Origin of the sequence: Bradyrhizobium sp. B120 (genome assembly GCF_049075665.1) — a bacterium.
Taxonomy (GTDB): Bacteria; Pseudomonadota; Alphaproteobacteria; order Rhizobiales; family Xanthobacteraceae; genus Bradyrhizobium.
On the sequence record NZ_CP185242.1, the window covers coordinates 8,971,099 to 8,994,550 of the forward strand.

General features: G+C 66.6%; 18 protein-coding genes. 12 read left to right on the forward strand and 6 right to left on the reverse strand.

The genetic code is table 11. From position 1 onward, the window contains the following. Positions 1-18: 18 nt before the first annotated feature. On the forward strand, positions 19-543 hold the full coding sequence (locus ACOIX3_RS41590) for a DUF3658 domain-containing protein (protein WP_342725569.1): 525 nt from the start codon (positions 19-21) through the stop codon (positions 541-543). On the opposite strand, the gene ACOIX3_RS41595 is transcribed toward ACOIX3_RS41590, so the two are convergent. Next, on the reverse strand, positions 521-1,381 hold the full coding sequence (locus ACOIX3_RS41595; protein ID WP_342729416.1) for a sulfite exporter TauE/SafE family protein: 861 nt from the start codon (positions 1,379-1,381) through the stop codon (positions 521-523). The two genes, ACOIX3_RS41590 and ACOIX3_RS41595, sit on opposite strands and share 23 nt — an antisense overlap. 141 nt (positions 1,382-1,522) lie before the next feature. Between ACOIX3_RS41595 and ACOIX3_RS41600 the strand changes: the two genes are divergently transcribed. The 5 genes from ACOIX3_RS41600 (at position 1,523) to ACOIX3_RS41620 (ending at position 6,108) form a co-directional block, all read left to right on the forward strand. Then, positions 1,523-2,443, forward strand: coding sequence for a LysR family transcriptional regulator (locus ACOIX3_RS41600; protein WP_420967736.1), 921 nt, complete (start codon positions 1,523-1,525; stop codon positions 2,441-2,443). A gap of 228 nt (positions 2,444-2,671) precedes the next feature. Continuing rightward, positions 2,672-3,070, forward strand: coding sequence for a succinate dehydrogenase, cytochrome b556 subunit (gene sdhC / locus ACOIX3_RS41605; RefSeq protein WP_420967737.1), 399 nt, complete (start codon positions 2,672-2,674; stop codon positions 3,068-3,070). A gap of 14 nt (positions 3,071-3,084) precedes the next feature. Further along, entirely contained in the window at positions 3,085-3,459 is a 375-nt protein-coding gene (gene sdhD, locus ACOIX3_RS41610; protein WP_083992366.1) for a succinate dehydrogenase, hydrophobic membrane anchor protein, read from the forward strand. A 3-nt stretch (positions 3,460-3,462) separates the two neighbouring features. Further along, a complete protein-coding gene (gene sdhA, locus ACOIX3_RS41615) occupies positions 3,463-5,304 on the forward strand; it encodes a succinate dehydrogenase flavoprotein subunit (protein ID WP_420967739.1) in 1,842 nt (613 codons plus the stop codon). 18 nt (positions 5,305-5,322) lie between these two features. Then, positions 5,323-6,108 carry a succinate dehydrogenase iron-sulfur subunit gene (locus ACOIX3_RS41620; RefSeq protein WP_050402509.1) on the forward strand — a complete coding sequence of 262 codons (786 nt, stop codon included), beginning with the start codon at positions 5,323-5,325 and terminating at the stop codon, positions 6,106-6,108. Between the two features lie 28 nt (positions 6,109-6,136). On the opposite strand, the gene ACOIX3_RS41625 is transcribed toward ACOIX3_RS41620, so the two are convergent. From ACOIX3_RS41625 to ACOIX3_RS41635, 3 genes are all read right to left on the reverse strand, one after another. Continuing rightward, entirely contained in the window at positions 6,137-8,887 is a 2,751-nt protein-coding gene (locus ACOIX3_RS41625) for a bifunctional acetate--CoA ligase family protein/GNAT family N-acetyltransferase (RefSeq protein WP_420967740.1), read from the reverse strand. A gap of 112 nt (positions 8,888-8,999) precedes the next feature. Beyond that, the gene (gene feoB, locus ACOIX3_RS41630; protein WP_420967741.1) at positions 9,000-10,874 is read right to left on the reverse strand and encodes a ferrous iron transporter B; all 1,875 of its coding nucleotides are present in this window, start codon (positions 10,872-10,874) and stop codon (positions 9,000-9,002) included. Next, complete coding sequence (locus ACOIX3_RS41635; protein ID WP_029081252.1) at positions 10,871-11,158, reverse strand: FeoA family protein; 288 nt, start codon at positions 11,156-11,158, stop codon at positions 10,871-10,873. Before ACOIX3_RS41635 ends, feoB begins: the two co-directional genes overlap by 4 nt. A 365-nt stretch (positions 11,159-11,523) precedes the next feature. Between ACOIX3_RS41635 and ACOIX3_RS41640 the strand changes: the two genes are divergently transcribed. The 5 genes from ACOIX3_RS41640 to ACOIX3_RS41660 all read left to right on the forward strand — a co-directional run bounded on the left by ACOIX3_RS41640 (position 11,524) and on the right by ACOIX3_RS41660 (position 20,195). Next, a complete protein-coding gene (locus ACOIX3_RS41640; RefSeq protein WP_420967742.1) occupies positions 11,524-13,668 on the forward strand; it encodes an ATP-binding protein in 2,145 nt (714 codons plus the stop codon). A gap of 365 nt (positions 13,669-14,033) precedes the next feature. Next, positions 14,034-16,004: an ABC transporter ATP-binding protein/permease gene (locus tag ACOIX3_RS41645; protein ID WP_420967743.1), complete on the forward strand. Its 1,971-nt coding sequence runs from the start codon at positions 14,034-14,036 to the stop codon at positions 16,002-16,004. Positions 16,005-16,034: 30 nt separating this feature from the next. After that, entirely contained in the window at positions 16,035-16,892 is an 858-nt protein-coding gene (locus ACOIX3_RS41650; protein ID WP_420967744.1) for an FkbM family methyltransferase, read from the forward strand. A gap of 192 nt (positions 16,893-17,084) precedes the next feature. Beyond that, the gene (locus ACOIX3_RS41655; RefSeq protein ID WP_420967745.1) at positions 17,085-17,471 is read left to right on the forward strand and encodes a VOC family protein; all 387 of its coding nucleotides are present in this window, start codon (positions 17,085-17,087) and stop codon (positions 17,469-17,471) included. A gap of 348 nt (positions 17,472-17,819) precedes the next feature. Continuing rightward, complete coding sequence (locus tag ACOIX3_RS41660) at positions 17,820-20,195, forward strand: OmpA family protein (protein WP_420967746.1); 2,376 nt, start codon at positions 17,820-17,822, stop codon at positions 20,193-20,195. 212 nt (positions 20,196-20,407) lie between these two features. On the opposite strand, the gene ACOIX3_RS41665 is transcribed toward ACOIX3_RS41660, so the two are convergent. Both ACOIX3_RS41665 and ACOIX3_RS41670 read right to left on the reverse strand, forming a co-directional pair. Next, positions 20,408-22,159, reverse strand: coding sequence for an alkaline phosphatase (locus ACOIX3_RS41665; RefSeq protein WP_420967747.1), 1,752 nt, complete (start codon positions 22,157-22,159; stop codon positions 20,408-20,410). Positions 22,160-22,266: 107 nt separating this feature from the next. Continuing rightward, positions 22,267-22,632: a nuclear transport factor 2 family protein gene (locus ACOIX3_RS41670; protein WP_229171998.1), complete on the reverse strand. Its 366-nt coding sequence runs from the start codon at positions 22,630-22,632 to the stop codon at positions 22,267-22,269. A gap of 97 nt (positions 22,633-22,729) precedes the next feature. Here ACOIX3_RS41670 and ACOIX3_RS41675 point away from each other — a divergent pair, with 97 nt between their 5' ends. Next, a complete protein-coding gene (locus ACOIX3_RS41675; protein WP_420967748.1) occupies positions 22,730-23,317 on the forward strand; it encodes a TetR/AcrR family transcriptional regulator in 588 nt (195 codons plus the stop codon). Positions 23,318-23,452 lie beyond the last annotated feature (135 nt).

Here is a 23,452-nt window from a genome sequence, read left to right on the forward strand (position 1 = left end):
GAACGTCGTGAGGGGTAGATGGAGCGGGAGCAGGCTATCCAGATTAACGATCAACTCGTCATCGCGCACGAGGCGATGAAGAAGGCTCGAATCGCGATTGCGGAGCTCGGAAAGCAGGAGCGGCTTGAATTGGATGGCCCGCTCTATGACCTCCTGCTCGAGCTGGAATGGCAAGTGATGCTGCCACTTTACGAACAGTTTCGCGACCTGATGAAGCTGGAGCTTCGCGAAGAACTGCCTCCCCCGAGCTCCGAACTGAAGTGGAGCGACGTGCGTCTTCCCCGCGAAGCTACGGAAGCAGCGCTCGACGACATCATCATGTCGGCCCTGACATCGCGATGGCAAAAGGTCGCGATGATTATAGGGGTCGCGATCGCAGACTGCGATAAACTGAAATTGCCAATAGCTCCTGAAATGATCGGAGCACGCCTGCGATTCCTGTCCCACGCCGGTCGGATCGAGGGCGTCGGAGACCTCCGACGGTGGGGTCACAGCGAAGTACGGCTGAACGACGAGCCGATCAGTGCCCGCCCAGCAGGCTGATCACAAATCGTCCGCCGACAATGAAGAGGTAAGCTCCGAACGCCACCTCCAGCGCGCGCTTCGACAGCGCGTGCGCGACCTTGACGCCGAGTGGCGCGGTGACCAGCGTGGTCGGCATCACCAGCAGCGCGCCGATCAGAGAGACATAGCCGAGCGCGAACGGCAGTTGCAGCGCCGTGACGTCGGGAAAGCGCGCAGCGGCGGGCCAGCCGGCATAGACATAGCCGAGCGCGCCGGGGATCGAGATCAGCACCGCGAGCGCGGACGAGGTCGCTACCGCCTGATGGATCGGCCGGCCGTAGAAGGTCATCAAGAGGTTGGCGAACAGGCCGCCGCCGATCCCCATCAGCGTCGACAGCAGGCCGACGAAGAAGCCGTAGATGCGCATCAGAAAACCCTTCGGCACGTCGTCGCCGAATTTCCAGGTCTCGCGCGCCAATAGCAGCCGTGCTGCCGCCGACCACGCCACCACGACGAACACGATCTTGAACAGCCGTTCCGGCGCGAAACGCGCGGTGACGCTGCCGGCGGCAACGCCGATCACGATCGGCAGCCACCAGCGCTTCAGGATTTCCATGTCGACCGCGCCGCGGCGATAATGGGCACGGAACGAGCTCAGCGAGGTCGGGATGATGATCGCGAGCGAGGTGCCGATGCACAGCGGCATCCGCACCTCGAGCGGCACGCCCGCGAGACGAAAGCATTCGTAGAACACCGGCACCAGGATCGCGCCGCCGCCGATGCCGAACAGGCCGGCGAGAAAGCCGGACAGCGCGCCGACCGCGATCAGCAGCAGCGCAAGCTCGAGCAATTCCTTGGGATCGAGGCCGGCCATCATGTCCTTCGCACGGTGGTTGGCGCCGCACGCAGGCATTGGCGCCGTCTTGAGACTGTTCGCGGAGAGCAATAGCCCCTTTTGGGATTCGGGAGTATCTATGCTGTTGAGCAGGCTCTGTTGCGAAATGCGGAAGGATCGGGCTTGGACCAGCTTGCGGCGATGGCGGCCTTTGTCCGCGCGGTCGAGACCGGCAGCCTGTCGGCGGCGGCGCGGTCGCTGCCGAGCTCGCTGACCTCCGTCAGCCGCCAGATCAGCGCGCTCGAGGAGCATTTCGGCACCCGCCTGCTGCTGCGCACCACCCGCCAGCTCGCACTGACCGACGACGGCCGCATTCTCTACGAGCGCGCGAAATCCGTTCTCGGCGAGGTCAGCGAAATCGAGGCGGCGCTGGCGCGCGATCCGCACCAACCGTCGGGCCGGATCCGCGTCAGCTCGCCGAGCCTGATCGGGCGGCTGGTGATCGCGCCGTTGCTGGTGGAATTTCTGCGCCGCTATCCGGCACTCTCCGTCGACCTGCTGTTGATCGATCGCGCCGTCGATATGGTCGAGGAGGATATCCATCTCGCTGTCCGCATCGGCCGCTTGCGCGATTCACAGCTCGTCACGCGCAAGCTCACCGAGCTGCAGATGATCGTGTGCGCATCACCTCAGTATCTCGCGCGGCGCGGTGAACCGCGGACGCCGGGCGATCTGTCGGCACATGATTGCCTGGTGTTTTCCGATTCGCCGGGCAGCGCGGAGTGGCGCTTTGCCGATGGTTCGAAGACGGGTCGCAAATTCCGCATATCCGGTCGGCTCTGGATGAATAGCCTCGAGGCACTGATCGCTGCAGCGCGGGAAGGCGCGGGCATCGTCCGCGTGCCGTCGTGGCAGGTGCAGTCCGATCTTGCCAGCGGCCGCCTGCAACGCCTGCTGATCGATCATGAGCCGGCCCCGACGCCGCTGCATCTGACGCTGCAGCCGTCACGCCTCGCATCGCCTAAGATCAGGGCATTCGTCGATTATCTGGTGGAACAATGGGGCAAAATCGACGCCTTCCGGGGCCCGTCCGCGCGCCGTTAAATGTGCCGGCCGATATTCGGATTTCGGATTCATCCTTTGGTTCATCCGGCCTTGCATCTGGTATACCACACTGCGGATCAACCAGAATTCGGCAACTCTAACAATGAACTTCGGTTCGACCGAAGGCTATTTGGCCGTTGCGCGGTCTGATCCGACTCCGTAAATAGAACTCCTCTACCGCGTTCCCCGATGGGCCGGCCGCGGTCCCTCACACCATAAAGCCCGCCGATGACCGCCAGGATCGAACGACCGCTTTCACCCCATATGCAGACCTACCGGTGGACGCTGACGATGGCGCTGTCCATCGTCCACCGTGCCACCGGTCTGGCCCTTTATTTCGGCACGCTGCTGCTGGCCTGGTGGCTGATCGCCGCCGCCTCCGGCCCGTCGGCTTACGCCAACGTCCAGGCCTTCACCGGCAGTGCGATCGGCAAGCTGATCGTGTTCGGCTACACATGGGCGCTGATGCACCATCTGTGCAGCGGCATCCGGCATTTCGTCTGGGACCTCGGCTACGGCTTCAAGGCCAATGAGCGCGAAGCGCTGACCTGGGGCGCGCTGGTCGCCGGCATCGTGCTGACCGTGCTGGTCTGGATCATTGCCTACGCGGTTGGAGGTGGACGATGAGCGGCCCCTCTTCGATGCGCACGCCGCTGGAGCGCGTCCGCGGCCTCGGCTCTGCCCATACCGGCACCGGCGATTTCTGGCGCCAGCGCCTCACCGCGGTCGCGATGACGCTCCTGATCGTTCCCGTGATCGTCGTGGTGATCATGCTGATCGGCCGCAATCATGCCGGCGCGGCGCAGATCCTCGGCTCGATCCCGATCGCCATCATCCTGCTGCTCTTCATCGTCGCCAGCACCTGGCACATGAAGATCGGCATGCAGGTCGTGATCGAGGACTACATCCATAACGAGAAGCTGAAGATCGCCAGCGTGATGGCGAACAACTTCTTCTGCGTCGCGGTCGCATTGGCCTCGATCTACGCAATCCTCAAATTGTCGTCGGGAGTATAACCCATGGCCGGTGAAGGAAACGGCAAGGCCACCAACGGCAGTGGCCCGGCTACCAATGGCAAGGCCTACCCGATCCAGGACCACACCTACGACGTCGTCGTGGTTGGCGCCGGTGGCGCGGGCCTCCGCGCCGTGGTCGGCTGCTCGGAAGCGGGCCTGCGCACCGCCTGCATCACCAAGGTGTTCCCGACCCGCTCGCACACCGTTGCGGCGCAGGGCGGCATCTCGGCCTCGCTCGGCAACATGCATCCCGACGACTGGCGCTGGCACATGTACGACACCGTGAAGGGGTCGGACTGGCTCGGCGACCAGGACGCGATCGAATACATGGTGCGCAACGCACCCGACGCGGTCTATGAGCTCGAGCATTGGGGCGTGCCGTTCTCGCGCACCGAGGACGGCAAGATCTATCAGCGCCCGTTCGGCGGCATGACCCTGGACTACGGCAAGGGCCAGGCGCAGCGCACCTGCGCCGCCGCCGACCGCACCGGCCACGCCATGTTGCACACGATGTATGGCCAGTCGCTGCGCCACGCGGCCGAGTTCTTCATCGAATTCTTCGCCATCGACCTGATCATGGACGACCAGGGCGTCTGCCGCGGCGTGATCGCGCTCAAGCTCGACGACGGCACGCTGCATCGCTTCCGCGCCCAGACCACGATCCTGGCGACCGGCGGCTATGGCCGCGCCTATGCGTCCTGCACCTCGGCCCACACCTGCACCGGCGACGGCGGCGGTATGGTGCTGCGCGCCGGGCTGCCGCTGCAGGACATGGAGTTCGTCCAGTTCCATCCGACCGGCATCTACGGCTCGGGCTGTCTCGTCACCGAAGGCGCCCGCGGCGAAGGCGGCTATCTCGTCAACTCCGAAGGCGAGCGCTTCATGGAGCGCTACGCGCCGTCGGCCAAGGACCTCGCCTCGCGCGACGTCGTCTCGCGCGCGATGACGATCGAGATCCGCGAAGGCCGCGGCGTCGGCAAGAAGAAGGATCACATCTTCCTGCACCTCGATCACCTCGATCCGAAGGTGCTGCATGAGCGGCTGCCGGGCATCTCCGAATCGGCGAAGATCTTCGCCAATGTCGACGTCACCCGCGAGCCGATCCCGATCGTGCCGACCGTGCACTACAACATGGGCGGCATCGCCACCAACTATCACGCCGAGGTGCTGACCAAGCGCAACGGCGACGACAATTCGGTGGTGCCGGGCCTGATGGCGATCGGCGAAGCCGCCTGCGTCTCGGTGCATGGCGCCAACCGCCTCGGCTCCAACTCGCTGATCGACCTCGTGGTGTTCGGCCGCGCCGCCGCGCTGCGCCTTGCCGACAAGCTGACGGCAAACGCCAAGCAGCCGGAGCTGCCGAAGGATTCGGCCGACCGCGCGCTCGGCCGGCTCGATCACTTCCGCCACGCCTCCGGCGGCACGCCGACCGCGAAGCTGCGCGACAGCATGCAGCATGTGATGCAGAACAATTGCGCGGTGTTCCGCACCGGCGACGTGCTGCACGAAGGCCAGAACCTGATCCACAAGGTCTATGGCGGCGTCGGCGACATCTCGGTGTCGGACCGCTCGCTGGTGTGGAATTCCGACCTGATCGAGACGCTGGAATTCGACAATCTGATCGTGCAGGCGATCGTGACGATGGATTCGGCCGCGAACCGCACCGAAAGCCGCGGCGCGCATGCGCGCGAGGACTTCTCGGCCCGCGACGACAAGAACTGGATGAAGCACACGCTGACCTGGATCGATCCGGCCGGCAAGACCGCGATCGATTATCGTCCGGTCCACGACTACACGATGACCAATGATGTGCAGTACATCCCGCCGAAGGCGCGGGTCTACTGAGAACGAAGGCGAGCAAGCATGGTTGAATTCGCACTTCCGAAGAATTCGAAGATTTCCGGCGGCAAGACCTGGCCGAAGCCGGCCGGCGCCACCGAGACCCGCGAATTCCGGGTCTATCGCTGGAATCCGGATGACGGCAAGAATCCGAGCGTCGACACCTATTATGTCGACACCCATGATTGCGGTCCGATGGTGCTGGACGGCCTGATCTGGATCAAGAACCACATCGATCCGACGCTGACCTTCCGCCGCTCCTGCCGCGAAGGCGTCTGCGGCTCCTGCGCGATGAACATCGACGGCCAGAACACGCTGGCCTGCACCAAGTCGATGCACGACGTCGGCGCCGGCGGCGCGGTGAAGGTCAACCCGCTGCCGCACCAGCCGGTGGTGAAGGACCTCGTGCCCGACCTCACCAATTTCTACGCCCAGTATGCTTCGATCGAGCCGTGGCTGAAGACCACGACGCCGACGCCGCAGAAGGAGTGGAGGCAGAGCCACGAGGACCGCGAGAAGCTCGACGGTCTCTATGAGTGCATCCTGTGCGCCTGCTGCTCGACCTCGTGCCCGAGCTATTGGTGGAACAGCGAGCGCTTCCTCGGTCCCGCCGCGCTGCTGCAGGCCACGCGCTGGGTCACCGATTCCCGCGATGAAGCGACCGGCGAGCGGCTCGACAATCTCGAGGATCCGTTCCGCCTCTATCGCTGCCACACCATCATGAACTGCGCCAAGGCGTGTCCGAAGGGCCTCAACCCCTCGGAAGCGATCGCCGAGCTCAAGTTCAAGATGGTCGAACGCCAGATCTGATCAGAAGCGACTGCGGCTGGCGCTGTGATCAGCGGCCAGCCGCCGCGGGCCGGATCAGGATATCGGCGCCGACCGCATCGACGGCAGGTCGATCGAGGTCGAGCACGACGTCAACGATGCTGTGATCCTCCGGATCCATCGTGACGGTGAAGCCGAGATCGCGGCACATCCCGATCATCGTGGTGTTCTCGGTCAGCACCTGGCCGGACAGACGCTTTAGTCCCTCCGACCGCGCATAGTGGATCAGGAGCTGCATCAGCGCCCAGCCAAGCCCTTTGCCCTTGAGATCGGACTGCAGCAGGATCGCATATTCGGCGTTCTGGTACAGCGAGTCCGAGTGCAGCCGGACCGCTCCCATCATCTCGCCGGTGCTCGGATCGAGCGCTACGAACGCCATCGCGCGCGCATAGTCGAGCTGGGTGAGGCGCGCGATGAAGGCGTGCGAGAATTCCTTCATCGCGTGGAAGAAGCGCAGCCTGAGGTCTTCGGCGGTGACGCGCTTGAAGAACGCGGCGACCATCGGCTCGTCCTCCGGCCGCATCGGGCGCACCGTGACGCGCGAGCCGTCGCGTAACGCAAGCTCGCCCTCCCATTGCGACGGATAGGGCCTGACCGCCAGTCTGGTTTGACCGGCGAACAGCCGCGCCGGCTTGCGGATCGCCACCCGCGCATCGAGCGCAAGCACGCCGGTCGCGTCGGCCAGCATCGGATTGATATCGAGCGCGGCGACCTCGGAAATGTCGGCGGCCATCTGCGCCAGCTTGACCAGGGTGAGCGGCACCAGTTCGGCCGGGACGGCCGGCACATCGCCATAGCCGCCGAGCAACCGCGAGACGCGCGTCCGCCCGACCAGATCATGGGCGAGATTCATGTCGAGCGGCGGCAGCGCCACCGCCTTGTCATTGATCACTTCGACCGCAGGGCCGCCGCGGCCGAACACGATCACCGGGCCGAAGGTCGGATCGTCGGCGATGCCGAGGATCAGTTCGCGCGCCGCGCGCCGCACGATCATCGGCTGGATCGTGACGCCTTGCAGCGTCGCATCCGGCCGCGCGCTTCGGGCGCGTTCCAGCACTGTCCTTGCCGCTTCGGCGACGCTGTCCTTGGTGCGCAGGTCGAGGATCACGCCGCCGACATCGGAGGCGTGCCTGATGTCGCGCGAGAACACCCGGACCACGATCGCGTGCCCCTCGGCGAGGAACGGCACGGCCTTCTCGGCAGCGTCCTCGGCACTGTCAGCGACGACCGTCGTCACGATCGGAATCCGATAGGCCTCGAACAGCGCGACGATCTCGGCGGGATCGAGCCAGGCGCGCCCTTCCGACAACGCCTTGACGACCACATGCCGCGCCGCCGCCGTCTCCGGCGTGAACACCGATGCGACGCCCGGCGGGGTCGCCGCGAGCGCCGTGGAGGCCTCGCGATAGCGCACCAGATACATGAAGGCGCGCACCGCATCGTCCTCGGTCGGGAAATGCGGGATGCGGGCCGCCTCGAAGATCGCACCGGTGCGCTCGTCGGCGCCGACCCACGCCGCAAGCACCAATGCGGCGACCGCACTTCGTTTGGTCCTGCGGTCACGCACGCACTGCGCCACCGCCTCGGCAATGCCCTCGGCCAGCGCCACCGCGGTTTCCACGTTCGCGACCAGCACTGCGTCGTTGTTCGCGTCATCGAGCAGCGCGTTGAGCGCCACCACGTAACGGGCGGCATCGGCATCGCCTGCGATGTCGACGGGATTGGCTGACGACCAGCCCTGCGGCAGCAACTCGTCGAGACGCGCAATGGTCTGCGGCAGCAGCGTCGCGGGAACGCCGCCGAGTTCGGCCAGCCGGTCGGTCGCGAGGATGCCGAGCCCGCCGCCATTGGTCAGGATCGCAAGCCGGTTGCCGCGCGGCACGAAGCCGCGGCCGAGCAGCTCGGCACAGTCGAACAGCTGGCGAAGATCGTAGACGCGCAGCATGCCGGCGCGGCGGAACGCGGCGTCATAGACCGCATCGGAACCGGCGAGCGCACCGGTGTGGGTCGCGGCGGCCTTTGCCCCCTCCGCCATCCGTCCCGATTTGACGACGACGACCGGCTTCATGCGCGCTGCGGCGCGTGCCGCCGACATGAACTTGCGCGCATCCTTGATCGCTTCGAGGTAGATCAGGATCGCGTTGGTATGATCGTCGAGCGCGAAGTAATCCAGGAGGTCGGCGACGTCGACATCGAGCTGGTCGCCGATCGAGGCGATGCCCGAGAAGCCGAGCCGCCGCTCCGCCGCCCACTCGATCATCGCCGACGCGACCGCGCCGGACTGCGAGATCAGCGCGACATGGCCATCCGACGGCTGATGGGAGGCGAAGCTCGCATTGAGCTTCGCACGCGGCACCATGACGCCGAGGCAATTCGGCCCGACCAGGCGCATGCCGTGCCGCCGCGCCGTCTGCTCGACGATCTCCGCGAGCGAGCCTGCGCCATGGCCGAGGCCGGCCGACAGGATCGCGGCGCCGGCAACGCCGGCGAGCCCCGCCTCCGCCACGATCTCCGGGATCGCCGCCGCCGGTGCGCTGATGACGACGAGATCCGGAACGAACGGAAGCGACTTCAGGTCGGCAACGGTCGGCTCGCCATCAACATCCGCATAGTGCCGGTTGACGACGCCCAGCCTGCCGGGGAAGCCGCTCGCCCTGAGGTTTCGCAGCACCGCCGCGCCGAGCGACGACGGCCGCGGGCTGCCGCCGACGATGGCGATGCTTCGAGGCGAAAATACCCGCTCCAGGCCGAACGTCGACATTGCGTGGTCTCGCAGGGAACCCGTGGATGCGCGAGAGGCGCCCCGAACGAACTCTACTTCGTCGCCCGCCCGGTTGCACCCATTGCCGCCGCGACAGAACGCGACGGCCCGGCTAATGCAGCCCCAGCGCCTGCGCCAGATTGAAGGTCAGGAAGCTCGCGACATAGGCCAGCGCGAGCATGTACAGGAACGTCACCACCATCCACTTCGCGCCGCCGGTCTCGCGGCGGATCACCGCGAGCGTCGAGGCGCATTGCGGCGCGAAGATGTACCAGACCAGCATCGACAGCGCGGTTGCCAGCGTCCATTTCTGCGCCAGCACCTGGCCGATCTGCTCGGCCGCCTCCTTGCCGCCCTCGATCGAATAGACGGTGCCGAGCGCCGCGACCGCGACCTCGCGTGCCGCCATGCCCGGGATCAGCGCCACCGCGATCTGCCAGTTGAAGCCGATCGGCCGCAGCAGTGGCTCGAGCGCGTGACCGATCATCGCCGCAAAGCTGTAGTTGATCGCCGGCCCCTCGGCGCCGGCCGGCGCGGTCGGGAACGAGGCCAGGAACCAGATCAGCACCATCATCGAGAGGATCGTGGTGCCGGCGCGATACAGGAACATCTTCGCGCGATTGAGCACGCCGATCGCGATGCTGCGCAGCCGCGGCACCTTGTAGTCGGGCAATTCCAGCATGAACGGCGCCGGCGCATGGTCGCGCCACAGAAAGAACTTTGCGATCGCCGAGACCGTCAGCGCGCTGGTGATGCCGGCGGCATAGAGGCCGAACATCACGAGCCCCTGCAGATTGACGAAGCCCCACAGCGAGGTCGCCGGAACAAAGGCCGAGATGATCAACGTATAGACCGGAATCCGCGCCGAGCAGGTCATCAGCGGCACGATCAGGATCGTGGTCAGGCGGTCGCGGCGATTGTCGATCACCCGCGTCGCCATGATGCCGGGAATGGCGCAGGCAAAGCTCGACAGCAGCGGAATGAAGGCGCGGCCGTGCAGCCCGGCGCCGCCCATGATGCGGTCCATCAGGAATGCGGCGCGCGCCATGTAGCCGAAATCTTCCAGCAGCAGGATGAACAGGAAGATGATGATGATCTGCGGCAGGAACACGATGACGCTGCCGACGCCCGAGATCAGGCCGTTCTGCAGGAAGCTCTGCAACAGGCTCCAGCTTTCCGGCAGCAAATCGTGGATCAGCTGGCCAAGCGCGGAGAAGCCGTCCGACAGCAATTCCATCGCCGGCTGCGCCCAGGTGAACACCGCCTGGAACATCACGAACAGGATCACGGCCAGGATCACGAGACCCCAGACCGGATGCAGCACGACCGAATCGATCCGGTTGGTCAGCGTGTCGGGCTTGGTGGGCAGCGTGACGGCTGCCGCGATGATGCGGTCCGCCTCGCGCTGCGCCGCCTTGAGGTCGGCGATCGTCGGCGCCGCCCACTCGCTGGCCGCCGCCTCATGCGATCGGGCCAAGAATTCGTCGGTCCGCTTCAAGAGCTCGTCAACACCTCCCTTGCGGACCGCGACCGAGGTCACGATCGGCAGGCCAAGCTCCTGCGACATGCGATCGAGATCGATCGTGACGCCGCGGCGCCTGGCGATATCGATCATGTTGAGCACGAGCATCATCGGCCGGCCGACGCGCTTCAGCTCGAGCACCAGCCGCAAGGTCAGCCGCAGATTGGTGGCGTCGGCAACGCAGAGCACGAGATCGGGCACCGCCTCGCCGGCGAAGCGGCCGAGCACGATGTCGCGGGTGATCTCCTCGTCCGGGCTGCGGCCGCGCAGCGAATAGGTGCCGGGCAAATCGAGCACCGTCACGCTGCGGCCTTCCGGCGTGACGAAGCCGCCGGATTTGCGCTCGACCGTGACGCCGGGATAATTGGCGACCTTCTGGCTGCTGCCGGTCAACCGGTTGAACAGCGACGTCTTGCCGGTGTTCGGCGCGCCGACCAGCGCCAGGCGCAGGGATGCAGTTGTCATTCGACGATCACGGCCATGGCTTCGCTCCGGCGCAGCGCGATCGTGATGTTGTCGACGCGCACCGCGATCGGATCCCGCCGGATCGTGCCTTCATGCAGGATTTCCACGCGCGCGCCCTCGACAAATCCCATCTCCACCAGGCGCTGCTCCAGCTCCTGCGGAGAGAGCGATGAACCCGTCACGAGCGCATCGAGCCTGATGATTTTTCCGACAAAACCGCGATCCGCATGTCCGAGCCGGATGTCCTGTAAGTTATCCTGGGAGGAGTTTGGATCGCCTGTCATGCGGCCTGTGTTTCAGCAGGTAGTCACAGGGTCAAGCATTTGCCCGTGAGTGGTTTTAGAACTCCTAAAAACGGCGTCCGCGATCGTCATTCCGGCCGATTTTCCGCTTGACGGCGGCGCCTTGCTAACGAGGTCGTGATCCCTCCGGGCGGCATCCGCCCGGCCGGCACGATTGGGTCGGCCACGCGGGCGGCATTGCCCCTCCGCGGCGGGTCCGAATGCGGACCGGCTGCCGGCCGACCGCTCTAGACGGACTTTCGCTGCGCGCGGGCGGCGGATCGCCATCCGCACCGCCATCCGGGTCGGGGTTTCGCTTCCTCCAGCGCGACGGTTTGCGTTAAGGTCCGCAAGGAGCCGGAGCGCACGTGCCGACTGCACACCGCAATTCGCTGAGACTGCTGCAATGGATGATGGCCGCCTCGCTGGCCCTTCCGCTGGCGCTGTTCCTGTTCGCTTCCGCGATGTCCCGGATGTCGACCAGCGAGGCCGCCGACCAGGAAATCCAGCGCACGCTTGACGTCGCCCATGAGCACGCGCTCAAGGTGTTCGAGACCATCGACCGCAGCCTGGGCGAGATCACCGAGGTCGTCCGCGGCATGAGCGATGCCGATATCGCCGCGCGCGAGAAGAGCCTGCACGAGCGGCTGCGCCGGGTCGCCGACACGCTCCCCCAGGTGAAATCGATCTGGGTATTCGATGCCAACGGCCATGCGCTGGTCAACAGCCTGGTGCAACCGGCCCCCGACATCGATTTCTCGGATCGGGATTACTTCCGCATCCACGCCGAGCGCGACATCGGCACCTATATCGGCGAGGTGCTGACGCCGCGGCCACCCTATCAGGGCTCGCGGTTCTTCAGCGTCGGCCGCCGCCGCAACAACGAGGACGGCAGCTTTGGCGGCGTGATCCAGGCCTCCGTGCTTCCGGAATATTTCGAGAATTTCTACGCCAAAATCGGCCGCGAGCCCGGCAGCTTCCTGGCGCTGATCCGGACCGATGGCTCGATACTGGCGCATTTCCCTGTCATCGACCACGACGCCAGGTTTGAGCCGAGCGGGCCGCTGGGGCGACAAGTCGTCGCCAATCCCGAGACCGGCGGCATGACGATCCGTTCCCCGGCCGACGGTATCGAACGGCGCATGCGCTATCAGCGGCTGGCCGAATACCCGATCTATGTCAGCGCCGGGCTCGAAACCTCGGCGATCCAGGCGCGCTGGATCTCGACCATGGCGCAGCACCTGATCTTCGGCATACCGGCCACCGCGCTGCTGTTTGGCCTGCTCATGCTCGCCTATCAGCGAACCGAACGCCTGGAGGAGGAGGCCGACCGGCGCATCGAGGCCGAGGACGCGTTGCGGCATGGCCAGCGGCTGGAGGCGCTCGGGCAACTCACCGGCGGCGTCGCACATGACTTCAACAATCTGCTCACCGTGATCCGCGCGTCGGTCGACATGCTGCGGCGGCCGGACCTGCCGGAGCCGCGGCGGCAGCGCTACATCGATGCGATCTCCAACACCGTGAACCGTGCCGCCAAGCTGACCAACCAGCTGCTTGCGTTCGCGCGCCGGCAAGCCCTGAAGCCCGAGGTGTTCGACGTCTGCCAGAATGTCCGCACCCTGAGCGAGATGATCACCACCCTGATCGGCTCGCGCATCGAGATCACAGCGCAGGTGCCGGACGAGACCTGCCTCGTCAACGCCGATGCCGGTCAGTTCGAGACCGCCATCATCAATATGGCGGTGAATGCGCGCGACGCGATGGACGGCGTCGGCCGGCTCACGATCGCGGTCCGCGCCGTGAAAAATTTGCCGTCCGAGGCGATCACGCCGCCGAGCCCGCACGGCCATGTCGCGGTGTCGGTGGCCGATACCGGCGTCGGCATTCCGCAGGAGCTGTTCGGCCGCATCTTCGAGCCGTTTTACACCACCAAGGAGGTCGGTCACGGCACCGGCCTTGGCCTGTCGCAGGTGTTCGGCTTCGCCAAGCAATCCGGCGGCGAGGTCACCGTGACCAGTGAAGTCGGCAAGGGCTCGACGTTCACGCTGTATCTCCCGCGTGTCGTCGGCAGACACAACGCACAATCGCCGCTCACGGAGGATGCGCCTTCGATCGATCAAACCAGTGCGTCGGTCCTGATCGTCGAGGACAATGCCGAGGTCGGAAAGTTCGCCGCCGACACGCTGACCCAGCTCGGCTGCACCTGTGTTCTGGTCGAGAACGCCACCCACGCGCTGGAAGAGCTGGCCGTCGACCCCGACAGGTTCGACCTGGTGTTCACCGATGTCGTGATGCCCGGCATGAGCGGCATCGAGCTTGCGGAGGAGATCCGCCGGCAGCGGCTCGATCTGCCGATCGTGCTCGCCTCCGGCTACAGCCAGGTGCTGTCGCAACAAGGCAGCGGCGGCTTCGAGCTGTTGCAGAAGCCGTATTCGGCCGAGCAGCTGGCGCGCGTGCTGCACAAGGCCACGCGCTCGCGCCGGCTGAAGCGGGACCAGGCGCCGGCGGGGTGAGGTGATTGCGTTCACCCGCCGCACATTAGCTGTCGTCCCTGCGAAAGCAGGGACCCATAACCACAGGATTGCGTTATTGAGTACGCTGTGGCTCCAGCGATGCCTGATGACGGCCATTCGTGGTTATGGGTCCCGGGTCGCGCGGAGCCTGTCATCGGGCGGCGCTTCGCGCCGACCCGTTGGCTTGCCCGGGACGACACCGAAGATTTGGCTCCGCCGGTGAGTCTGTCGCGCCGCGTCGGAACCGCAACGGAACCTTCTGATTTCCCTCGCGTTGTCGCGCGATGGGCAAAGCCGAGGCAAAATCCGGATCGTCGAACAGGCCCGCGCCGGCGAAGGCCAACTCGCCTCGGAAAGCGAGCGCGATGCGCGACGGCGCCGAGGACAGCGACGCCGCAGAGGGCGAAGCCGACGACAAATCAGAATTCGTCGAGATTATCGCGGAAGACGGCGACCATGTCGAACCGCCGCCGCCGGAAATCCTTGAGCCCGATCCCGAGCTGTCGCCCGAGGAAGCCGAGCAGGCGCGCAAGGACTATCTGCTGACGCGGTTCTGGATCACCGCACGCGGCTACTGGGGCCGGAGCGGCGACCGCCTGGCGTGGCTGTTCACGATCGGCCTGCTGCTGCTGATCGTCGCCAATGTCGCTGTCCAGTACGGCATCAATGTCTGGAATCGCGCGATCTTCGATGCGATCGAAAAGCGGGATTCGGCCAGTGTCTTGCACCTGACCGCCATCTTCTTTCCGCTCGCGATCGGCAGCGTGGTGCTCGGCGTCGCCCAGGTGTTCGGCCGCATGGGCATTCAGCGGCGCTGGCGCGCCTGGCTGACCAACGCCGTCGTATCGCGCTGGCTGGCGAACGGCCGCTACTACCAGCTCAATCTCGTCGACGGCGATCACAAGAATCCGGAATACCGGATCGCCGAGGATCTGCGGATCGCAACCGACTCGCCGGTCGACTTCATCGCCGGCGTGACGTCGGCGCTGCTGTCTGCCGTCACGTTCATTATCGTGCTCTGGACGATCGGCGGCGCGCTGACGCTGACGCTCGGCGGCTCCTTCGTCAGCATCCCGGGTTTCCTGGTCATCGCCGCGATTATCTATGCCGCGATCGCGTCCGGCTCGATCATGGCGATCGGGCGGCGCTTCGCGCAGATCTCGGAGGACAAGAATCAAGCCGAGGCGGAATTCCGCTACGTCCTGACCCGCGTGCGCGAGAACGGCGAAAGCATCGCGCTGCTCGGCGGCGAGACCGAAGAGCGCGACGGCATCGACAAGACGTTCTCGAACGTGCTGCGGCAATGGGCGCGACTTGCCGGGCAGCACATGCGCACGACACTGGTATCGCAGGGATCGAGCCTGATTGCGCCCGTCGTACCTCTCTTGCTGTGCGCGCCAAAATTCCTCGACGGCAGCATGACGCTCGGCCAGGTGATGCAGGCCGCCTCGGCCTTCACCATCGTGCAGACCGCGTTCGGCTGGCTGGTCGACAATTATCCGCGGCTCGCCGACTGGAATGCATGCGCGCGCCGCATCGCATCGCTGATGATGTCACTCGACGGGCTCGAACGCGCCGAGACCGGCGACGGCTTCGGGCGCATCAAACGCGGCGAGACCGCGGGCGAAGCCATGCTGTGCCTCAACGATCTCTCCGTTACGCTCGACGACGGCACGGCCGTGGTCGGCGAGACTGAGGTCGTCGTCGAGGCGGGAGAACGGCTGCTGGTCGCCGGGGAATCCGGCACCGGCAAGAGCACGCTGGTGCGCGCCATTGCCGGCTTGTGGCCCTGGGGCGGCGGCAGTGTCGGCCTGCATGCGGACCGCCGCCTGTTCATGCTGCCGCAAAAGCCCTACGTGCCCTCGGGCACGCTGCGGCGCGCGGTGGCCTATCCCGGCGCGGCGGAGGACTGGAACCTCGAGCAGATCGGCGACGCCTTGCACAAGGTCGGCCTCGACCATCTCAAGGAGAAGATCGAGGACGACGCGCCGTGGGACCAGACGCTGTCCGGCGGCGAGAAGCAGCGGCTCGCCTTCGCCCGCCTGCTGCTGCACAGCCCCGACATCGTCGTGCTCGACGAGGCGACTTCCGCGCTCGACGAAAAGAGCCAGGACAAGATGATGGAGATGGTGACGACGGAATTGCCGAAGGCGACCATCGTCAGTGTCGCCCATCGCGTCGAGCTCGAAGCATTCCACAGCCGCAAGATCGTGCTGGAGCGCCGCAAGGGCGGTGCCAAGCTGGTCAGCGACGTCGACCTGATCCCGCGCAAGGGCAAGCGAAGGCTGCTCGGACGCTTCCTGCGGCAACGGCGAGCCTCGGCCAAGGCCGCATGACGGGCGTTGGCGCTCACGCCAAAACCGGCTATGCATGCCGCGCTTTCGATGAGGCCATGCGTGATACCCAGCAACGACATTTCGCCGGCCCCGTTCGGCGCCCTGGCGCCCAATGCGGCGCAGGCCGCCGTCATCCGGCTTGCGCATGGCTCAGGATTGAAGCGCGGCGCGTTCCGGCCCTGGCTGTCGCGGCTGGTCAATCTGTTCGGTTCGGGACCGCTTGATGTGACCTATCAGGGCGCATCGTTCCGCTTCTATCATCAGGCGAGCGCGACCGAGCGCGGCGCGCTGTTCAATCCCGATTACAATCTGGAAGAGCTCGCCTTCCTGCGGGCGCATGTCGGCGCCGGCGGCACCTTCGTCGATCTCGGCGCCAATGTCGGCACCTATGCGCTGGCGCTGGCGCGCGATGTCGGGCCCGATGGCAAGGTGATCGCGATCGAGCCGCATCCGATGACGCATGCGCGGCTCAAATTCAACACGCAGGCCTCCGGCTATCCGCAGGTGCGCCTGGTTGCAGCCGCCGCAGGTCCGACCGACGGCGAGCTGATGATCGAGACCGACGGCGACAATCTCGGCGCCAGCCACATCGTCACCGGCACGCCCACGGGCAAGGCGTTCAAGGTGCCATCGCTGCGGCTGCAACGCATCCTCGAAGAGGCCGGCGCGACCAGCGTCGATGCACTGAAGATCGACGTCGAGGGGTTCGAGGACCGCGTGCTCACCGGCTTCTTCCGCGACGCGCCGGAACAGCTGTGGCCCCGCGCGGTCGTGATCGAGCATCTGTCAAAGGACGAATGGACCGACGACTGCATTGCGGACATGCACGCGCGCGGTTACGTCGATCAGGGCCGGACCCGGAGCAACACGCTGCTTGTGCGCGGTTGAGGTGCGGCCGCGTCAGAGACCTGCTCCCTCTCCCGCTTGCGGGGGAGGGCCGGGGTGGGGGTGTATCCACGAGTCGTATTGTGGAAAGAGCCCCCACCCGGATTGCATCTCGATGCAATCCGACCTCTCCCGCAAGCGGGAGAGGTGTAACGAGTCTGAGGATGTAGTGTCGCACACACGGGGAAGCTCGCAATGATCGACCATATCGGCTTTTCGGTCTCCGACTACGAACGCGCAAAGGCGTTCTACCAGACGGCGCTGGCGCCGCTTGGCTATGGCCTGATCATGGAAGTGCCCGCGGAAGTGACCGGGCACGCGCCTGCGGCGGGCTTCGGCGCCAACGGCAAGCCGGATTTCTGGATCGGCGGCGAAGGCGCGATGAACAAGCCGGTGCACATCGCGATCACGGCCAAGGACCGCGCTACCGTCGACGCCTTCTACAAGGCTGCGACGGCGGCCGGCGGCCGCGACAACGGTGCGCCCGGCATTCGCGCGCATTATCACGCGAACTATTACGGCGCGTTTGTGCTCGATCCCGACGGCCACAACATCGAGGCGGTCTGCCACACGCCCGGATGAGCCCGCTCAGGAAACGGCGCAGCGACCGAACGAACTGTCCGGCAACACCGACGAATCACCGGTGCCCGGACCAACCGGCCCGCCGCCTGCGACAGATCGACCCGCCGTCCCCTGATTCGCCCTCGCGCCCTGCTTCCAGATCGATTGTGAGTGTGTCCGAGCGTTTCTTCTGAACACGCAGTGAACAAGCGCAGATGCAACCCGTTATAATGTCGAAATAAACTTCGCCGATGATTCGGCGCTCGCCACAATCCGGCCTAACGGCTGGCAATTCATCGTCCTGCCGAATTGTTCGGCTCTGACTTCCTTTCCTTCCTGCCCAGACTTTCCGCCGGGGACTCCAAGATTATGACAAAGCTTCGTCTCGTGCTGCTTGCCACGACTGCGCTGACGGTGATGCAATTCGCCACCTCAGCGTCGCACGCACAAACTTCGCCGCTGGTCGTCGCACAGGCGCAGCCAAAGGAAGAGCTCGGACCTGACGGAAAGCCGAAGCCACGGCCCGCGCCGGGCGCGCCCGCGCATCCGGCACCGCCTGCCGCTGCACCGCCCGCCGCCGCACCGCATCCGCAAGCGCCGCCTCCGGCAGCCGCGCCGCATCCGGCTCCGCCGCCGGCCGCAGCGCCTGCGCGTCCGACACCGCCACCTCCGCCACCGGCCGCTGCTCCGCCGCATCCGACGCCACCGGCTCCGCCGGCAGCCGCGCCTGCGCGCCCCGCTCCGCCTCCGCCGCCCGCGGCCGCGCCCCCACACCCTGCTCCGCCGGCCGCTCCCGCACGACCCGAACCGCCCGCCGCGCGCCCGGCACCGCCTCCGCCGGCAGCCGCGCCTGTACGGCCCGAGCCGCCTGCCGCGAAGCCGGCACCAGCGCCTGCACGGCCGGAGCCGCCCGCAGCCGCACCCGCGAAGCCGACCCCGCCACCACCGGCGGCAGCTCCCGCACATCCCACGCCGACCCCACCGCCGCCCGCTGCAGCCCCGCAGCGACCGGGCACGCCACCGCCCGGCGCAGGACCCGCGCACACGCTGCCGACCCCAGCACCGGCGGCTACTCCCGCAGCACCGGCTGCCGCTCCGGCAGCACGCCCAGGCACGCCGCCCGCGGCTGCGACGCCGACGCCGACGCCAGCCGCACCGGCGGCTCCGGGAGCTGCAACACCGGCACCGGCCGAGCGCCGGCCTGGTGATCGTCCGGGTGGCGAACGTCCTACCGGTGAACGTCCTGGCGGTGCCAAGCAACCGCCGGGCACGCCGCCCGCGGTGACGCCGCCCGGCGCGACGTCGCCGGCAACGCCCACGCCATCGACAACGACAACGCCTCCCGCAGCAGGCGGACAGCCGCCCGCACGGCCTGGCACGCCCGGCACCCCACCCGCCGTGACGCCTCCCGGCGCGACGCCGACGCCACCGGCGCCGGGTCAGCAGGGACGTCCCGCCACACCGCCCGGAACGGCTCCGACCCCGGGAGCAGCAATAGGCGCTCCCGGCGCGACACCGGCTCCGGGTCAGCCGGCACGCCCGGGCACTCCGCCGGCTGCCGGTGCTGCGCCCGCAGTGCCGTCGGCCCAAGGAGCGGCCATGGGCGCGCCAGCGGCACGTCCGGCCGGCCCCTCGGCACCGGGTGTCGTCCCCGGCTCGGCGGCGGCAACGCCCCCGCCCGACAAGGCGCAATACGCCCCGCCGACGGTCTCGTCCGCGTTCCGGGCCGCGCCAACGGTCACGGCGCCGCTTCCGCCGCCTCCGCGACGTGACAACGTCTCGCCGCTCGCGATCGGTGCCGCCGTCGGCGTCGGCGTGGTCGCCGGTGCGATCATCGGCGGGACCATCGCCGACCTGCACAACCAGCGGCAGGAAGTCGTCGAAGACGGCCGCACCATCTACACCGAGCCGGACCGCATCATCATCCGCGATCCGGGCGGTCAGGCCTATGTGCGCGGCGACGACGTCTATCGCTTCCGCTATGGCGCGCGCGACATTCGCACCGAGACGATCGGCGGCGAGACCCGCACCATCGTGGTTCGTCCCGACGGCAGCGAGATCATCACCGTGGTCGGCCCCGATGGCCAGATGCTGCGCCGGATCCGCAGGGAGCCCGGCGGCCGCGAGCTCGTCATCATCGACAACAGCTATCGTGATCCGGGCGCGGTCGGCGGCTTCTATGTCGACCTGCCTCCGCCGGTGGTCCGCATCCCCTATGATCGCTACATCGTCGAGTCCGACAGCGCGGCGCCGGACGTGATCTACGACACCATGGAGGCACCGCCGGTGGATCGGATCGCTCGACGCTATTCGCTCGACGAAATCCGCTACAGCCCGAACGTCCGCATGCTGATGCCGTCGATCGACGTCAACAGCATCAACTTCGACTCAGGGTCCTGGCAGATCCCGCCGGATCAGGCGGCGAAGCTGCAGGCGATCGCCGACGGCCTCAACCGGGCCATCCAGCGCAATCCGCGCGAGGTGTTCCTGATCGAAGGCCACACGGATGCGACCGGCAACGACACCGACAATCTGTCGCTGTCCGATCGCCGTGCGCAATCCGCCGCCGAGTTGCTGACGCAGCAATTCGGCGTGCCGGCGGAAAACCTGACCTCGCAGGGTTACGGCTCGCAATACCTGAAGGAGCAGACCGACGGACCGAGCCGCATCAACCGGCGCGTCACCGTCCGCCGCATCACCCCGCTGCTCAACGGCGGCACCGCCTCCGCCGCCCCGCCGCGCTGAGCGGGCGAGCATCGCGATACGAAATGGCCGGGAGCAATCCCGGCCATTTTTGTTTGGTGCGATTTGGAGCCAGTGTCAGGGAGTATGCGTCATTGCGAGCCACCGGGTCGCGCGAACGCGCGCCCGATGACAGGCTCCGCGAAGCAATCCATCGCGCCACAAGCGGAACTATGGATTGCTTCGTCGCTACGCTCCTCGCAATGACGGCGGAGCTACTTCCCCAGCCCCAGCGCGTCGACCATCACGCGAAACACCTCGGTGTTGTCCATTGAGCCATGGACGCGCTCGCTGCCCGGCCCGGTCGCGGTGAGGATGACGTCCTCGCCGGAATGCACGCTGGCGCCGATCATCGCCGGCAGATTGCCGAAGCGCAGCACGACACCGGGGACGCCCTTGTATTTGTCGTTGGCCTTGAAGGTGTCGGGCTGATCGCCCTTCACGGTCGGCTCGTTCGGATCGTCGAGCTTCGGGCGAAACGTCTCGTAATGGTCCGGCAGGCTGGCCGAGAAGATCGCGAGCCGCCGGCTGACATCGACGCGTGACGGATAGCCCTCGGCATCGGGCGCCGGGTAATTCGGGAAGCCGGCTTTCTCGTAGACGCCGACGCGCTCGCGCAGCGGCACGTTGGGTACAGCAGTCATGTCGTCATTGATGGTGCCGACCAGGCTGTTCGGATGGTTGTGGTCGGCGACGACCAGGATCAGCGTGTCGTCGTTGCGCGCCTTGGCCCAGTCCTTTGCCAACCGCACCGCGTTGTCGAGCATGATGGTGTCGTAGACCGCGCGCTCCATGTCGAGCAGATGGGCGTATTTATCGATCAGGCCGGACTCGACCATCAGGAAGAAGCCGGCATCGTGCTTCGACAGAACCGTGAGCGCAGCCTGGACCTGCTCGGTCAGGTCGGGCTGCTCGGGAAATTTCTTGACGCCGCCGCCCTTCAGGAACTTGCGGTCGAGCGCGCCGTCCATGTTGCCGGTGGCGAACAGGCCGAGCAATTGCCGCGTCTCCGGCCTGGCGGCGAGCGCGTTCACCTCGCCTGCAGTGGTCGCGACCGGATAGCCGGCGTCGCGGAACCGCGCGAGATAGTCGATGTCGTCCTTGCGTTTCGATCCCGCGGCCGATTGCGGCAGGAAGTTCGCGGCGCCGCCGCCCATCAGCACGTCGGGCCTGGCGTCGAAATACTGCGCGACGATCGCATCATAGGCGGCGCGGCGGCGGGTATGCGCGATCATCGCAGCCGGCGTCGCGTCCTCGACCTCGGTATTTGTGACGATGCCGACCGCGAGCCCGGCCCGGCGCTTGGCAAGACTCGCGATGGTCTCGACCCTGGGATCGTCGAGCGGATCGGGCGTGCGATCGGCATAGACGCCGAGCGCATTGACCGCGGCCTTGTGGCCGGTGGCGTAGGCGCTCGCGGCATTCGCCGAGTCGGTGATGATCGAATCCGAGCCTGCGGTCGCCACCAGAGCCATATACGGCATGTCGTCGATGGCGAGTTTGCCGCGGCTCTTGCCTTCCGCGATTCCCTTGGAGAGGATCCGCGCGGCGACGCGATGCGCCGGCGACATCCCGTCGCCGATGAACAGGATCACGTTCTTCGCCTTGCGCGGCCCGGTGTCGTAGACGGTCCAGGTCACGTTACGGCTCTGTGTGCCGTCGCTGACTTCGACAGCAACCGTGCCGGGCCTGGCGAGCGAGACATCGCGCAGCAGCAGCGCCGACTGATCCTTGCCGGCCTCGCGCGCGATGAACGTGCCGCCCTGGCCGAACACCGTGGCATAGTCGGCGCCGTTCAGCGTCACCTTCAGCCGGGCCTGATCGACGAGGCCGGGAAATTCGACCTTGAAGTCGAACTTGGCGCCGACGAGGATCTCGGCGCGATCGATCGGATAGATGGTCTGCGCCAGCGCCGGCGCTGCCGACAGCACCAGTGTGACGGCCGCGCCGGCCAATGACTTGATCATGATCGATGCTCCGCCCCTTGCGCACGATACGCGCGGGGGCGGAGGCTAGTGGCGGCGGATGACGCCGCAATGAGGCGGCGCCGGGACGTATTGCCGCAAGGCGCGGGTCAGCGCGCCATCTGCTGCGGGTCGTAGAAGAAGCGCTCTTCGACCAGCTCTTCGCCGCGCCAGGTCTGCCAGGCGACCTCCTCCATGCGGCGGACCTTGCCGTCCTTGCCGGTGAATTCGAAGCGCCAGCAGATCGCCGAATGATCGCCGTCGAGCAGCAGCGGCCCGAGCCGCGTGGTCTTCACGCCGGAGACCGCGGCCAGCACCGCCGCCTCGCGCGCCGCCAGCGCCTCGCGGCCGACGCGCCATTCGCCGTCGTTCTCCTGGGTGCGGGCATCGGCGGTATAGAAGTTCCTGATCGCACCGACATGGTCGTTGGATTCGACCGTATCAGCGAAGGCTTGCAGCGTCTTGAGCGAAGGCATCGGGCAATCTCCAGTTACCGACTTATGGTCGGTATTTATCGACTGGGAGTCGGTAAGTCAACTGGCGTCGCTGCGGAACCTGGGTTACAGATGCGCCATGGCAACCCAGGCCGAACGGCGCGAGAAGACCAGAGCCGCCATCATCAAGGCGGCGCGGCGCATTTTTGGCGAGCGCGGCTTCGCAGCTACGACGATGGACGACATCGCCAGTGGCGCGCGCGTCGCGAAGGGCGCGGTCTATCATCACTTCGCAACCAAGGAGGCGGTGTTCGAGGCCGTGTTCGAGCAGGTCTCGATGGACCTCGTCGCCGATCTCGACCGCATCTCTCGCGCCGAGAACGATCCGCTCGCGGCGATGGCGGCGGGAACGCAGGGCTATTTCGCAGCGTGTTCAAAAGGCCCGACCGGCCAGATCATCTTGCGCGACGGCCCCGCCGTGCTCGGCTGGGAACGCTGGCGCGAGATCGACGCCAAGCATTTCGGCGGCAAGTTTCCGCGCGCGCTGACGGCCGCGATGGATGCCGGCGTGATCGCCAAGCAGCCGATCGAGCCGCTGGCGCGGCTGTTGCTCGGCGCGGTGACGGAAGCGGCGGTTGCGGTGTCCGCCGGTCCCGACATCGGCAAGACCGGCACGGATTACGCGCGTGCGTTCCGCTCGCTGCTCGATGCGCTCAGGGTGAAGTAGCACAACTCTCTCCCCGCGTCGTCCCTGCGAAAGCAGGGACCCATAACCACAGGGAGCAGTCGTTGAAGCACGCCGTGGCCCCAGCGTGCTTCGTCACCATGGCCGGTGGTTATGGGTCCCGGGTCGCGCTTCGCT

Excerpts from the sequence above, each read along its gene's own strand:
- ACOIX3_RS41590 (WP_342725569.1), top strand. The coding sequence starts at position 19 with ATGGAGCGGGAGCAGGCTATCCAGATTAACGATCAACTCGTCATCGCG.
- ACOIX3_RS41595 (WP_342729416.1), bottom strand. The coding sequence starts at position 1,381 with ATGATGGCCGGCCTCGATCCCAAGGAATTGCTCGAGCTTGCGCTGCTG.
- sdhC (WP_420967737.1), top strand. The coding sequence starts at position 2,672 with ATGACCGCCAGGATCGAACGACCGCTTTCACCCCATATGCAGACCTAC.
- sdhD (WP_083992366.1), top strand. The coding sequence starts at position 3,085 with ATGCGCACGCCGCTGGAGCGCGTCCGCGGCCTCGGCTCTGCCCATACC.
- sdhA (WP_420967739.1), top strand. The coding sequence starts at position 3,463 with ATGGCCGGTGAAGGAAACGGCAAGGCCACCAACGGCAGTGGCCCGGCT.
- ACOIX3_RS41620 (WP_050402509.1), top strand. The coding sequence starts at position 5,323 with ATGGTTGAATTCGCACTTCCGAAGAATTCGAAGATTTCCGGCGGCAAG.
- ACOIX3_RS41625 (WP_420967740.1), bottom strand. The coding sequence starts at position 8,887 with ATGTCGACGTTCGGCCTGGAGCGGGTATTTTCGCCTCGAAGCATCGCC.
- feoB (WP_420967741.1), bottom strand. The coding sequence starts at position 10,874 with ATGACAACTGCATCCCTGCGCCTGGCGCTGGTCGGCGCGCCGAACACC.
- ACOIX3_RS41635 (WP_029081252.1), bottom strand. The coding sequence starts at position 11,158 with ATGACAGGCGATCCAAACTCCTCCCAGGATAACTTACAGGACATCCGG.
- ACOIX3_RS41645 (WP_420967743.1), top strand. The coding sequence starts at position 14,034 with ATGCGCGACGGCGCCGAGGACAGCGACGCCGCAGAGGGCGAAGCCGAC.
- ACOIX3_RS41650 (WP_420967744.1), top strand. The coding sequence starts at position 16,035 with ATGCATGCCGCGCTTTCGATGAGGCCATGCGTGATACCCAGCAACGAC.
- ACOIX3_RS41655 (WP_420967745.1), top strand. The coding sequence starts at position 17,085 with ATGATCGACCATATCGGCTTTTCGGTCTCCGACTACGAACGCGCAAAG.
- ACOIX3_RS41660 (WP_420967746.1), top strand. The coding sequence starts at position 17,820 with ATGACAAAGCTTCGTCTCGTGCTGCTTGCCACGACTGCGCTGACGGTG.
- ACOIX3_RS41665 (WP_420967747.1), bottom strand. The coding sequence starts at position 22,159 with ATGATCAAGTCATTGGCCGGCGCGGCCGTCACACTGGTGCTGTCGGCA.
- ACOIX3_RS41670 (WP_229171998.1), bottom strand. The coding sequence starts at position 22,632 with ATGCCTTCGCTCAAGACGCTGCAAGCCTTCGCTGATACGGTCGAATCC.
- ACOIX3_RS41675 (WP_420967748.1), top strand. The coding sequence starts at position 22,730 with ATGGCAACCCAGGCCGAACGGCGCGAGAAGACCAGAGCCGCCATCATC.